The organism is Deltaproteobacteria bacterium (assembly GCA_016219225.1).
Classification (GTDB): Bacteria; Desulfobacterota; RBG-13-43-22; order RBG-13-43-22; family RBG-13-43-22; genus RBG-13-43-22.
The window spans coordinates 1-13,887 of sequence record JACRBX010000018.1 but is presented as its reverse complement, the minus strand read 5'-3'; the positions used below and the strand labels follow the sequence as shown (position 1 = coordinate 13,887).

The 13,887-nt window shown below is 50.6% G+C and carries 12 protein-coding genes; all 12 read right to left on the bottom strand.

Going from position 1 to position 13,887, the window contains the following annotated elements; translation table 11 throughout:
• Positions 1 to 62: 62 nt before the first annotated feature.
• Positions 63 to 263 (bottom strand): hydrogenase iron-sulfur subunit, encoded by a 201-nt coding sequence (locus HY879_01450; protein MBI5602000.1) that lies wholly within the window; start codon positions 261 to 263, stop codon positions 63 to 65.
• A 99-nt stretch (positions 264 to 362) separates the two neighbouring features.
• Entirely contained in the window at positions 363 to 3,608 is a 3,246-nt protein-coding gene (locus HY879_01445; GenBank protein ID MBI5601999.1) for an FAD-dependent oxidoreductase, read from the bottom strand.
• A 10-nt stretch (positions 3,609 to 3,618) separates the two neighbouring features.
• Positions 3,619 to 5,529 carry an NADH-quinone oxidoreductase subunit NuoF gene (locus HY879_01440; protein ID MBI5601998.1) on the bottom strand — a complete coding sequence of 637 codons (1,911 nt, stop codon included), beginning with the start codon at positions 5,527 to 5,529 and terminating at the stop codon, positions 3,619 to 3,621.
• A 15-nt stretch (positions 5,530 to 5,544) separates the two neighbouring features.
• On the bottom strand, positions 5,545 to 6,447 hold the full coding sequence (locus HY879_01435; protein ID MBI5601997.1) for an NAD(P)H-dependent oxidoreductase subunit E: 903 nt from the start codon (positions 6,445 to 6,447) through the stop codon (positions 5,545 to 5,547).
• Between the two features lie 105 nt (positions 6,448 to 6,552).
• On the bottom strand, positions 6,553 to 7,404 hold the full coding sequence (locus HY879_01430; protein MBI5601996.1) for a CoB--CoM heterodisulfide reductase iron-sulfur subunit B family protein: 852 nt from the start codon (positions 7,402 to 7,404) through the stop codon (positions 6,553 to 6,555).
• Positions 7,405 to 7,435: 31 nt separating this feature from the next.
• Positions 7,436 to 7,810 carry a four helix bundle protein gene (locus HY879_01425; protein ID MBI5601995.1) on the bottom strand — a complete coding sequence of 125 codons (375 nt, stop codon included), beginning with the start codon at positions 7,808 to 7,810 and terminating at the stop codon, positions 7,436 to 7,438.
• A gap of 36 nt (positions 7,811 to 7,846) precedes the next feature.
• Entirely contained in the window at positions 7,847 to 8,425 is a 579-nt protein-coding gene (locus tag HY879_01420) for a 4Fe-4S dicluster domain-containing protein (protein ID MBI5601994.1), read from the bottom strand.
• Positions 8,426 to 8,678: 253 nt separating this feature from the next.
• Positions 8,679 to 9,074: a response regulator gene (locus HY879_01415; GenBank protein MBI5601993.1), complete on the bottom strand. Its 396-nt coding sequence runs from the start codon at positions 9,072 to 9,074 to the stop codon at positions 8,679 to 8,681.
• Positions 9,075 to 9,156: 82 nt separating this feature from the next.
• The gene (locus HY879_01410; protein ID MBI5601992.1) at positions 9,157 to 9,648 is read right to left on the bottom strand and encodes a universal stress protein; all 492 of its coding nucleotides are present in this window, start codon (positions 9,646 to 9,648) and stop codon (positions 9,157 to 9,159) included.
• 304 nt (positions 9,649 to 9,952) lie between these two features.
• Complete coding sequence (locus HY879_01405) at positions 9,953 to 11,122, bottom strand: response regulator (protein MBI5601991.1); 1,170 nt, start codon at positions 11,120 to 11,122, stop codon at positions 9,953 to 9,955.
• A 3-nt stretch (positions 11,123 to 11,125) separates the two neighbouring features.
• Complete coding sequence (locus HY879_01400) at positions 11,126 to 13,429, bottom strand: PAS domain S-box protein (GenBank protein MBI5601990.1); 2,304 nt, start codon at positions 13,427 to 13,429, stop codon at positions 11,126 to 11,128.
• A 79-nt stretch (positions 13,430 to 13,508) separates the two neighbouring features.
• Complete coding sequence (locus tag HY879_01395; GenBank protein ID MBI5601989.1) at positions 13,509 to 13,862, bottom strand: hypothetical protein; 354 nt, start codon at positions 13,860 to 13,862, stop codon at positions 13,509 to 13,511.
• Positions 13,863 to 13,887 lie beyond the last annotated feature (25 nt).

Genomic DNA, 13,887 nt, shown 5'->3' with positions numbered 1-13,887 from the left:
GTGTGCGCGACTCTTTCTTTGGCTCTGAGATTTCCTTCCAGGAAATGGCAGTCTCCCACTTCTCAGCCGCCGACCATGATGGCGTCGGCACCGGCCTCAAAGGCCTTCAGGATATGCAGGATATCCACCTTGCCGGTGCACAACAGTTTAACGATGCGCACATTGTGGGGATATTGAAGACGCATGGAACCGGCCATATCCGCCGCCGTATAGGTGCAGTAGGTGCAGACCATGGCGATAATTTTGGGTTCATAAACCGGCATAATTACTTGTCTCCCTGTTAAGTCCTCATGCTTCTCTGAAGCATTACTGACCATGAAAACGGGTTTCTCCGAACTCCGAACTCTAAACTCCGAACTTTACTAAGCCGCCAGCCATTCAAAAATCGCCGTTTCCTTGGCGATGATCTGGTCGTCCCGCTGATGCTGGACCTGAATCAATTTGCGGGGACAGGCACTGGCGCAGTTGCCGCACCCCTGGCAGGAAGCCGGGTTGATATAAATCATGCCTTCGTCGTCCACCTGGGGAACCCCGAAGGGGCAGGTGCGGACACAGGTCATGCAGACGACGCACCGTTCCTGGTCGACCACGGCCACCTGACCGCCCACATTGATCTGTTTCTGGGCCAGGATGGTGGCCGCCCGGGCTGCGGCCCCCTTGGCCTGGGAGATACTCTCTTCCATAAATTTGGGACCATGGGCCAGGCCGCAGAGAAACAGGCCGGCAGAGGCAAAATCCACGGGACGAAGCTTGATATGGGCCTCCAAGAAAAATCCATCGGCATCGGAGGGGATCTTTAACACCGAGGCCAGGGGTTTGCTTTCCGGATTGGGGCGGATGGCACTGCTCAAAATCAGATAATCGGGGTTGAAGCGGATGGCCCGGTTCAGGTTGCGATCCAGGACCGTTACCAGAAGCTTTGTTCCCTCCAGGGTGCATTCCGGTTTTTGATCTCCTTCATAGCGCACAAATCGTACCCCGGCCTCCCGGGCCTTTTTATAATAAAGTTCTTTCTGGGCATAGGTGCGCATATCCCGATAGAGAATGGTGACCCGGGTTTGAGGACTAACTTCTTTGATTTTTAAGGCATTGGAAACGGCTGAGGAACAACAGACCCTGGAACAGTAGGGATGGTCTTCATCCCGGGAGCCGACACACTGGATCATGATTATTTCTTTGGCCGGGCCAATGGTATCAGGGGCCTGGGAAAGCAGTTGATGAAATTCCAACTGGGTTTTTATTCGCGAATCCTGTCCATAGAGATACTCGGTGGGTTTATATTCCGAACCACCGGTGGCCACGACCACGGCCCCATGTTCTATGGTTTTCTTCATCCCCTGATGGTTGACGGTGCTCCGGAAATTCCCCACATGTCCATTGATTTCCGATAATTCCGCTTCAGTGAAAATCCGAATGCGTTCATGGTGGTTGGCCCGCTCGATCAGTTTTCCTAAATAGGAGGGCACATCAACCCCTTCCAGGGAATGGGAGAGTTTGAGGGCATTCCCACCCAGGTGCTGACCCTTCTCAATCAGATAGGTTTCAAACCCCTGATCGGCCAGATTGAGGGCTGCGGTCAGTCCGGCCAGACCGCCGCCGACCACCAGGGCCTTCTGGATCACATCAAAGGGTATTTCATACAAAGGTTCCAGAAGATGGGTCCGGGCCACGGCCATCCGGATCAGGTCTTTGGCTTTTTCCGTGGCCAGGGCCGGATCGCTTTGATGAACCCAGGAACATTGATCGCGAATATTGGCCATCTCGAAGAGATATTTATTTAAACCCGCTTTGCGCAAGGTTTCCTGAAAAAGGGCTTCATGGGTCCTGGGGGAACAGGAGGCCACAATGGCCCGGTTGAGGCCTTGTTCCTGGATGATTTCGGCCATCTTTTCCTGACTGTCGGTGGAACAGGTGAAGAGAAAGTGATCGGCATAAACCACACCGGGTAAAGTTCGGGCGTAGGCGCTGGCCTCGCTGACATTGACCACCCCGGCAATGTTGATCCCGCAGTGACAGATAAAGACCCCGATCCGGGGTTCTTCCTGACGCACATCCCGTTCGGGAGGAAAGACCATCTCTTTGACCTGGGTCCCCCGCACTTCCGATAACAGGGCGGCGGCTTCAGCCGCGGCGCCACTGGCCTGGGTGACTGTCTCAGGGATATCCTTGGGGTTTTGAAAGACCCCGCTGACAAAGACGCCGGGTTGTGAGGTGCCGACTACATTTAATTCCGGGGTCTGACAAAATCCGAATCGATCGGTCTTAAGATCCAGGGCCTTGGCCAGTTCCCAGGCCTCAGAGTGGGGCTTCAGCCCGACCGAGAGGATGATCAGGTCGAACTCTTCGGTCTGGAAGGTGTTGGTCTCATCGATAAAAGAAACCTGCAGGTTGTGGTTCCTGGGGTTCTCGGCCACCCGGGAAAGCAGGCTGCGCACATAGCGGACCCCATGATCTTTTTTGGCCCGTTCATAATAACGGTCAAAGCCCTTGCCCTGGGCCCGGATATCGATAAAAAAGATAGAAGGCTCGATAGTGGAAATATGTTCCTTGGCAATGATGGCCTGCTTGGTGGCATACATACAGCAAACGTAAGAACAATAATCCTGATTCAGACTGGCATCCCGGGAGCCGACGCACTGGATCCAGCCTACCTTGGTCGGTTCCTTATGGTCAGACGGCCTTTGAATATGGCCGGCATAAGGTCCGGAGGCAGACAGGAAACGTTCAAATTCCAGGCTGGTGATTACATTGGGGTAGCGGCCATATCCGTATTCCCCTTTAAGTCGGGCCTCAAAGGTCTCAAATCCGGGGCTGGCAATAATGGCGCCCACATCGAGGGTTAACTCCCGGGGTTTCTGATTATAGTCGATGGCCCCGGCCGGGCAGAATTTTTCACAGGCCCCGCAGTCTCCGGTCAGGAAATGGACACAGTTCTCGGCGTCGATGGCCGGCATGGCCGGTACGGCCTGGGGAAAGGGCTTATAGATATTGGGACGCTCCGAGAGCCCCATATTAAATTCCGAACCCCGAATTTTAGGGATGCGGGCCGATATTTTATCCAGGGTTATGGCCCCGGTCGGGCAGACAAAGGCACAGGCCCCGCAGGTACGGCAGATTTCGGAGAATTGGCCAAAGGGGGTGGAAATCATTTTTTCCGATCCCCGGTTGATCAAACCGATGGCCCCCACGCCCATCAACTCCTGACAGACCCGCACACACTTGCCGCAAAGGATGCACTGGTTATCCTCTTTTTTAAAGCGGGTCTCCCGGACCCCTAACTGGGCGGCCATTTGCTGAATCTCGGGGACCTCCGGACAGCGGGCCAGAAGGAGTTCCATGGTCATTTGGCGGGCTTTAATAATCCGGTCGGTGCCGGTTAAGACTTCCAGACCTTCTTCGGCCGGTGCGGTACAGGCCGTGCTTAATCGGGACCTGCCGCCCTGCTGGATTTCTACCAGGCAAAGACGGCAGCCCCCATAGGGTTCAATGGCCTGGTAATAGCAAAGGGTGGGGATGTTAATACTCAGTTTGCGACAGGCCTCTAAGATAGTAGTGCCTTTGGAGACGTCTAAGGGCTGTCCATCTATCGTAAACGAGATCATGGTCATTCATCTCCTCTTAAAAAACCTGAATCGCCCCGAATTTACAGAATTCCCTGCAGGCCCCGCAACGGACGCATTTCAAGGGATCAATCACGTGGGGGGTTTTCTTTTCGCCGGTAATACATTCCGTGGGACAATTTCGGGCGCAAGCCATACAACCGGTGCATTTTTCCGGGTTAATGCTATAGGTGATCAGATCTTTACAAACGCCGGCCGGACAACGCCGCTCAACAATATGGGCCAAATATTCATCTTTGAAATAACGTAAAGCCGTTAATACCGGGTTAGGGGCGGTTCCTCCGAGACCACAAAGGGATACATCCTTGACATAAAGGGCCAGTTCCTCCAAAGCGATCAGGTCTTTTTCCGTTCCTTTGCCTTGAGAGATGTCGGTCAGGATTTCGAATAACCGCTTGGTCCCTTCCCGGCAGGGGGTGCACTTACCGCAGGATTCCTCCATGGTAAAGGAGATGAAATACTTGGCCAGGTCGACCATGCAGGTCCCTTCGTCCATAACAATCATACCGCCTGAACCCATGATGGATCCTAAGCGGCCCAGGGATTCGTAATCTACCGACGTATCCATTAACCGGGTGGGAATACACCCTCCGGAAGGCCCTCCGGTCTGAACGGCTTTCAGAGGCCGGTCATCCTGGATGCCTCCTCCAATGTCAAAAATCATTTCCTTCAAGGGGATGCCCAGGGGGATTTCTACCAGGCCGGTATTTTTAACCTTCCCTACCAGAGAAAAGACCGTGGTCCCCCTGGCCGTTTCCGTGCCCATCTGGGCATACCATGCCGCCCCCCGGGCCATGATGGGGGCGATATGGGACCAGGTTTTGACATTGTTAATATTGGTCGGACAATCCCAAAGACCGCGCTGGGCCGGAAAAGGCGGGCGTGGTCGGGGTTCTCCGACCTTGCCCTCGATGGAAGCGATCAAGGCCGTTTCCTCGCCACAGACAAAGGCCCCGGCCCCTTCCCTGATCTTGAGTTTGAAGTTGAAATCCGTTCCGAAGATATTGTTTCCCAGGAGGCCGTAGGCCTCGGCCTGGGCAATGGCGATTTGCAGGTGCTTGATGGCCAGGGGATATTCGGCCCGGACATAGAGATACCCTTCCTGGGCACCCATGGCATAGGCCCCGATAGCCATACCTTCGATGACGGTATGGGGGTCTCCTTCCAGGATACTGCGGTCCATAAAGGCCCCGGGATCGCCTTCGTCGGCATTGCAAATGACATACTTGGTATCCCCGGGTGCTTTACGGCAGAATTCCCATTTAAGTCCTGTGGAAAATCCGGCCCCGCCGCGGCCCCGCAGGCCGGCCTTTTTAATCTCGGCAATCACTTCTTCCCAATTCATTTCGGTCAGAACTTTGAAAAGGGCCTTATATCCTCCCCGGCCGATATATTCTTCTATCCGCTCGGGGTTGATGAAACCACAGTTTCGAAGGGCGATCTTGCGTTGTTTTTTAAAAAAAGGCAATTCCTCATAGGCCGGGAGTTTCTCATATCCTGGTGGCATCCCATTGCCGGTATATTTCCGAAAAGCATTTTCAATGAGAAATTCGTCCTGATCCATCCGGCAGAGAAGCCCTTCTTCATAGATCCGGTCCTCTTTCAGGGCGGAGATCAGTTTTTTGACTTTTTCCGGATTCATGCGCTCATAGGTCAGGCGGGGTTTCCCGGGAAGGATGACATCCACCAGAGGTTCCCGCTGGCAATAACCGATACACCCGGTTCGATCCACCACAAAGTCCAGACCGGCATTATTTATTTCTTCCTGAAGGGTTTGAAAAACCTTTTCGGCGCCGGCTGAAATACCACAGGTGGCCAGACCCACAAAGATTTTGGTCTTTTCCGGATAGGTCAGGGCCAGGCCTTTTTGCTTCAAGGCATCCAAGTCCTGCAAACTCTGTATTCTCATAGGCTGTCTCAATCCCTATTGATAGTTCTCAATAATATGAGGGATCTGATTGAGCTTCAGATTCCCATAAGTATCCTGGTCGATCCGAATGGCCGGGGCCAGGGCGCAACAACCGATGCAGCGGACGGTTTCCAGGGTAAAACGCCGGTCCTCGGTGGTGGCCCCGGACTGAATGCCGAGTTGTTTTTCCAGCCGGTCCAACAGAGCCGGGGACCCTTTTACAAAACATCCCGTACCCAGGCAGATCTGGATGACATGACGCCCTCTTGGGGTTAGACTGAAGGCATTATAAAAGGTGGCCACCCGAAGGACCTGGGCCAGAGAAAGGTCCAATTCATCGGCCACATAGGAAAGGCTGTAAGGAGGAAGCCACTTGAACCGGGTATTGATGGCCAGCAGGATGGGCAACAGGTTCCCCCGTTCCTCCCGGTATCGGTCAATGACCTCTTTGATGAAATGCTCTTCTTCGGGGTCTTTCCAGTCCACTTCGGGTTTATGTTTTTCAGGAAGAAACACCTCGTTTCTCACCGGGCAGTTGGCTGTGCAAACCCCGCAAGCATTGCATTTTTCTTCATCGATATAGCGGGGTTCTTTATGCAGGGTTACCTGAAAATGCCCCGGCTGCCCTTGTACCCCTTTAACCCGGCTGCGGGTGATGATTTCAATATTGGGATTCCCGGCCACTTCAATCAATTTCGGAGAGATCATGCAGGTGGAACAATCATTGGTCGGAAAGGTCTTGTCCAACTGGGCCATGACTCCGCCGATACTGATGTTCTTATCCACCAGGTAGACTTTGAAACCGGCATTGGCCAGATCCAGGGCCGATTGCATCCCGGAGATGCCGGCCCCGACGACCATTACGGCCCCAACCTTTTCGGCTTCCTGACGGACAGATTCCAAGACAGCTGCTTCCATATTATATCCTCGGCTATGGGCAATGGGCTATGGGCAATGGGTGGCGGATTAGTTTTCCCCTCTCGCCTCTCGCCTCTTGCCTCGTGCCTCTCGCCTGTATTTTTCTTAAACCAATCCCTTTCGCTCCAAAAGAAGCACCGGATTCACCAGGTGCCGTGAAAGCCAGGTCCTGGCCTCAGGGGCCTTCCAGGAAACTCCGATCAATTCCGTATAATAATAGATCGGCAAATCGTATCGTTTCCCAAAAATCTCCGAAATCTTGGTTTGAGGCATATCCAGGTTGGCCTGGCACATCTGGCAGGAGACCACGATGGCCTCGGCACCCGTTTCCAAAGCCCTCTCATAAAGGCGTTGGACCAGGGTGTGGACAATGTCCGGTCGGGACACCGTATGGCTGGCGCCGCAACAATCGGTTTTATAAGACCAGTCATGGACTGTGGCCCCCAGGGCCTTAAGGAGGGTATCCATGTTCTGGGGATTTTCCGGTTGACCGGCTTCGGTTATTTTGGGAGGTCTGTTGGCCATGCACCCATAGTAACTCACCAATGATAATCCCTTTAAGGGTTGCTGGACTTTGGCTTGAATCAAGGAAAGCCATTCGGGCTGACTGAGGAAATCCAGCAGGTCCCAGACCTTGATTTTTCCGGAAAAGCGATAAGGTTGATTTTTGTCGGGTCCTTTTTGCAGGGCCTGCCCGGCGGTCTTCAACCGGTTAAAACACAGGGGGCAGGGGACGACTACGTCCAGTCCGGTCTGCTCGGCCAGGGCCAGATTACGACCGGGCAGGGCGATGGATAAAAATTCATCGGTGCTATGGGCAGCCGAAGCACCGCAACAACTCCAATCCGGTATTTCGGTCAGATCAATCCCCAGGTGCCCGCAAACATAGGACAACGATTCCTGATAATCTCTGGCCGTTGCTTCTAAAGAACATCCAGGGTAGTAGGAGACTTTCATAAAATTCCTTTTTTAGGCTATGGGCTATGGGCTATTGGCGCTTATAGGTATTTTGCCTTGCCTTAATTAGCTGTCCGAGCATTTTAGCTAACTCTTCGCAATTCTGTTCGATTTTTTGGTAATCTTCTTCAGGCAGATATCCAATATTGAAAGCAATTTCTACTTGTGTCCTCAACTCCGCAAGAGAACCTTTGGCGAAAAAGAAGAAACGAACGGACTCTTTATCTGTATCTCTTTCATCGCCTTCAGCTATATTACTGGCGATACTTATGACCGTCCTCCTGATCTGATCCCTGAAAGAATAATCCTTACTTATAGGCCCCGTACTTGTGATTTGGTATATGAGGACAGCTAGATCCTTTGCCTTTTGCCAGACAATCAGATCTCGAAACCCTTTCTTTCCCATTTCTCTTCTTCCTTCCTATAGCCTATAGCCTATTGCCTATAGCTTATTCTTAAACATTTTTTGTACTTCTTCTTTCCCCTTAATTTTTTTGGGAAGCAGATTCAACCGCCCTTTTCGGTACATGGTCCAACCCAGGCGCATTTCATCCATGATGGTCAGGTCTTTCATCTTTTGGAGCCAGGCGCCGCTTTTGAGCATATAGCTCTGCATCAGGCCGGCTTCAAAGATCCGTCCCCTTTTCCGGATATCGTCTAAAAAGGCCTGATGAAAGGCCAGGACTTTGCTTTCCGCGGCCTTGGCCTTTTCTCCAACCACCGATTGTTTCAGGAAGTCCATGACACCGGCAATATCAATTTCATTGGGGCAGCGGGTGGTGCAGGTTTCACAGGAGGCACAGACCCAGATAGTGGCACTTTCCCGGATTTCCTTCTTCAGGCCCAACTGGATGTAACGCATGACCTGATCCGGATAAATATCCATGGCGAAGGTCACCGGACAGCCGTTGGTACATTTGCGGCATTGGAAACAGGCCGAGACCTTGATGCCGCTTCCCTGTTCTACTTCATCCAAGAAATGGGACTCCCCGATGATTATCTCGGGAATCGTGTGCTCCATAATGCTCCTTCCTGCCGGTCGTTTGTCGAACCTGAAGCCTCAGTCAGGATCTTTTTAGAGGCTATGGGCAATAGGCTATAGGCTATAGGCAAGGTACAGATCCGGGTTTTTACACATGCATCTTGCAGCTTTCTTCTTTTACTCAGCCCTGATTTCCGACTCGGTTTTTCATACTTGCATCTTGCAACTTGAAACTTTATTCTTGAACTAAGTCCTGACCCCTGATCCCCGATCCCTGCCCCCTGACCCCTGACTATGCCGGGCAAAACCGGCTGATACAGGCGATGAGTTCTTCGGATTCAGGTGGCTTTTCGATATAGGCTTCCGGTTCCGCTATGGAGGCCCCATGGTAGCGGTCCAGTTCCCGGTGGGAGTGGAAGAAGGTTTTTTTGGAGACCGCCGAGACCATGATAACGGGGATTTGTTTTGTGTTTTCGTCGGATCTAATTTCCCGGTACAACTTGAGTCCGCTTTCCTTAGGCATCATAACGTCCAGGATGACCAGATCGGGTTTGTGCTCTTTGATCATCTTCAGGCCCTCTTCACCGTCTTTGGCCACCAGAGGTTTATAACCATTGGTCTCTACCAGGGTGGAAATAAAAATGCGAATGTCCATCTCATCGTCCACCACTAATATTTTCTTTTTCATGATCTTCCTCCCTCTGTCGGATAGTGCCGAATAGAAAAGTTATCTGCGGATATCGGCGAAAATCTGCGTCCTAATTTCAAATTTATTTCCCCAATTGATCCAGTTGAAACGTCTTTCCCGGATATCGAATGGCCATAACGGTGCAATGGGCTCGGCGGGCTACATTTTCGGCGGTGCTGCCAAAAGTGGTCCGGTCCAATTCCGAACTTCCCGCTGCGCCTAAAACGATAAAGTCCACATTTTGGCTCCGGGCAAATCGGACGATTTCCACAAAAGGGACCCCGCCGGTTAAATGGAATTGGTAATTGGTAAAGGTGCCCATCTTAGGTTCATAGCGTTCTTTTAAATCCTGGATGCCTTTTCCCATAATCTCCTTCGAAATAAAAGCTTCCTTTCCGCCGGTTGCCTGGTCATCCACCACAGTGCGCATGTACTTATAAGGTGAATGCAGAACGTGGAGAATAAAGAGTTGGGCCTGATATTTTTCGGCCATGTCCAGAGCGGTGAGGAAGGCATAATCGGCATCCTCGGAAAAATCCGTACAATAAAGAATTTTTTCGTATTTTAGTGCCATGGCAACCTCCTTGAAGGCTAAGGGTTTCAGGAGCTTTTGTTATTATTGTTTGCATTTTTGATGCCATTAGTGTTGATGAGTTCGTAAAAAGTCCGGAAGAGCCCATTCTCGTCATTCCCGTGAATACGGGAATCCAGTGTTATTAATAAGTTGTATTAATCTTGGATTCCCGCCTGCGCGGGAATGACGGGTTTTTAACGAGCCGCTCTAACATTGGGTACTGAATATCGATGGATATCTTTTGAGTTGAATGATAAAAATATGAATATTTGTTGTAACAATGAAACAAATGTTGCACGTTGCATTATGTTGCTTCATTGGATGGTCGTAGAGGAAGGATCACCTGAAAGACAGATCCCTTTCGGGGTTCGGATTGGACCTTGATCTCGCCCTGATGTTCCTGAGCGATTTTGTGGGATAACAAAAGACCCAGACCCGTTCCCCGGGATCCTTTGGTGCTGAAAAATATCGTAAATAATTTTTTTTGGATTTCCTGATCCATGCCCATACCATTGTCGCTCACTTCCAGGAGAACCTTATTTTCCGGCACGAGGCAGCTTCTAATGCACACTTCCGGGTTTTCAACCGCCTCCTCTCCCAAGGTACAGGCATCAATGGCATTCCCTACCAGATTGGTCATGACTTCCTGGATTCCCCGGGGATCGAGGTCAACCGTTCCTATTTTTTCGTCCAGGTCAAGGGTCAGGTGAACGCCCTGTTGTTTGGACTGGGCCTGGTAAAGGTCATAGACTTCCCGAATCAAATTATTGGGATTAACCGGCTCCCTTTCGGGTTCCCGGTCCCGGCAAAAATTAAGCAGGTCTCTGGTCAGACCCGAAATCTTTTCAATATTCCGCTCCACCATATCCCAGCCATCCTTGAGATATTTCATCTCCTGAAGTTCAAAGCCTTTGTTGACCATGAAGCGGCCCCCTTTCAGACCGCTTAATATGTTTTTAATGGCATGGGCCAGACCGGCCACGGTTTGGCCGGTAGCCGCCAGACGTTCAGCCCGGAGAAGCTCTTTTTGCATTTGCACCAGTTCAGCGGTGGTTTCCTTTACCTTGTTTTGCAATTCCTCGTTATACCTTTTAGCCAGACGTTTCCAGGCCGACTTTTCTTCGGCCCGCTTCAGGGATATGAATAGCACTTCATCATGGATAGGTTTGGTGATAAAATCAGAGGCCTCTAATTGCAATGATTTTATGGCCAGTTCCATTTCTCCATGACCGGTGATCATGATCACTTCCGTTTCAGGATTGATGGACTTAATCTTTCGCAAGACTTCCATGCCGTCTAATCCCGGCATTTTAATATCCGTAAGAACGATCGAGGGTTTTTCCTGTTGAAAAAGTGCAATTCCCTTCTCCCCATCATTAGCAATAAGGACCTCATATCCGGCATCGCGAAGGGAGATGCCCAGGACTTTACGAATGCCTTCTTCATCATCGATCAATAATAATTTGGGTTTCATATTTTACCTCGATCCATTTTCCTCCTTAAAGGGCGGGAAAAGCAAAGTAAAAGTAGTGCCGGCACCGACCAGGCTGTTGACCTGAATTTGCCCTTGATAGTCCCGGATAATGCCATAGCTGATGGAGAGCCCCAGGCCGGTTCCTTGCCCGACCCCTTTGGTGGAGAAAAAGGGTTCAAATATTTTCTCCTGGATTTCCTTGGGAATACCGCAACCGTTGTCAGAGAAATCAACCTTTACCCAGCCGTTCTCAAAGAAGGATCGGATCCGGATCTTTTTTTCCTTAACAGCCGGATCATCTAACGCATCCCTGGCGTTCATGGCCAAATTAATGAAGACCTGCTCCAACCGGTTTTTGTCACCCAGGATATCGGGCAGTTCAGGTTCCAAATCCAAAAAGACCTTAATTTGCCTGAGTTCCAGTTGTTTTCCCATTACCGTCAGCATCCCTTGAATGGCTTCATTGATCTGAACGGCTGTTTTGTGGGTCTCTGTTTTTCGACCGAATTCTCTTAAGTGGTTGATGATCCGGGAGGCCCGGTCCACCTGGGCATCCATTTCTTCTGCCAGGGTGTTGAGGATCTCCCCCGAAATAGGTTGGCACCCTTTGATCTTTCTTAAGATAAAACTGCTGGCGGTTTTGATTACGGTAAGCGGTTGATTGAGTTCATGGGCCACACCGGCCGACATTTCTCCAAGGGTCGCCATTTTGCTGGCCTGGGCTAATTGTTGTTCGGCCTGGATACGCTCGGTGATATCGTTGGCGGTCATGATATAAATCGGGGTGTCCCGGTAAACACCCTGGGAGGCCCGCAAGTTAACATAAAAAATAGTCCCGTCTTTCCGAATTTGTCTTAATTTTCCCAGGAAATTTTTTTTACTCTTTAAAAGAAATCCCAGTTGGACTAAGGTATCCAATTTCTCCCGTGAACCTTCCGGTACTAATTCCAGGAAGGTCTTGGAAAGTAATTCGGATTTATCATAGCCGTAAAGAACCGAGGCCCGGGCATTGGCATCCAGGATTTGGAAGGTGTCTTCCTGGACGACAAAAATCGGATTGGGGTCGTTGTTAAACAACAGGCGATAGGCTTCTTCCGATTTTATCCGTTCTTCTTCCAGGATTTTTAAATTGGTGATGTTGACCGATACTTCCATGACCGAAATGATATCGTTTTTTTCATTATAGATCGGGCAGGTGTAGACCAGGATATGGGCTATCTGGCCGTCTTTGGTGGTAACCGTTTCTTCTCCGGTGTAAATGGAACCGGTTTGAAAGGTCTTCTCAACCTTGCAGTTGGGGCATTTATCGACCCGATTCTTGTAAACTTCATAACAATGGCCCCCGATATTGTCACCGAAATCCCTTCGAAAGTCCCGGTTAACCTGCAGGAGGCGAAGATTCCGGTCCTGGACGCTGATATAACACGGAACGCTTTCAAAAAGGATTTGATATTCCTGCTGGCTGGCTTTCAGGGCTGTTGTGATTTCCTTGATTTTTTGTCGCATTTCTTCAAAGGCAGTAGCCAAATCCCTGATCTCATCGGATGATTGAATTTCAATGGGACGGTTAAAGTCCCCGGAGGCGATTTCACCGGTACTTTGGCGTAACCTCCTGATAGGACGCTCCACAAAAAAGTAGATACAGAACTCAAATACCCCAAAGGCGCCGAGGAAGAAAAAGAGGGCGAAGACCAGGATATTTTTTGAATTCTTTTTTATTTCCTGATCGACTTCAGAAAGAGAAAGGACGACGTCCAGGACCCCCAGAACGGTTTTATCCGCCGGATGGGCATGACAGGCGGCGGTGCTGCAGGAGGGTTCATTATAGATGGGATTGATAAAACCGATGACCCGCCCGCCATTCCCCGAAGAAAAAATGCGGCTTCGGGCCGCCACCGATAATTTTTCCATGGGTTTGTCCTTCAGGTGACAGCTAAAACAGGCTTCGGTCTGCATGTTTACGGTCCGGCCGATCTCCTGCCGGCGGGTCGAGTACATGATGGCCCCTTTTTTATTAAAGATCCGGATTAACTCCACCCCTTTTTGCTCTCCCACGGCCTGGATGGTCCGGTGGAGGGCCTCGGGCTGATATTTGAGCATGCTGTAATGGGTACTTTGCCGCAGGGTGTCACTGAACATCCTGGCCGTACTCCTGACCCTTTGCACCGCCTGGTTTTCCTGGGTCTTTAATAAAAAATAGGCATAGCCCAGAACCGCCACAAATAGGATCAGACCGATAGCCAATCCCAGTTTCAGTCCCAGACTATGAAATAGTTTTTTATAAAGGGTTTCAGCCCAGGATTTCATGGAAATCTTGCTCGGTGGCCCGAAACATTCTGAATTCTGACTCCTGAATTCTGAATTCTAAAATTTTAAATATCTTTGCTTAGGGTTTAAGGTCATATTGTTTCATCTTCCGCCAGAGGGTAGTCCGGTCCATTTTCAAGGCTCTGGCGGTTTCCTGTCGATTCCAGTGGTGAACCTTTAAGATTTCCCGAAGACGGTCCGCTTCATCACCAAGGGTTGTTAGAACAGGAGAGGGGAGATCTCTGCCCTTGGATGGCGGTAAGGTGTGCAGGAAAAGGGGGAGATGGTCCACCTGGATCGTATCCCCCTGACAGAGCAGGCAGGCGTGTTCAATGATATTCTCCAGCTCGCGGATATTGCCCGGGTAATCATAATGGAGCAGGATATTCAAGGCCTTCTCGTCAAACCGACGGACATGTTTTCCCTTCTCCAAATTATTTTTTTTTAGAAAATTGTCG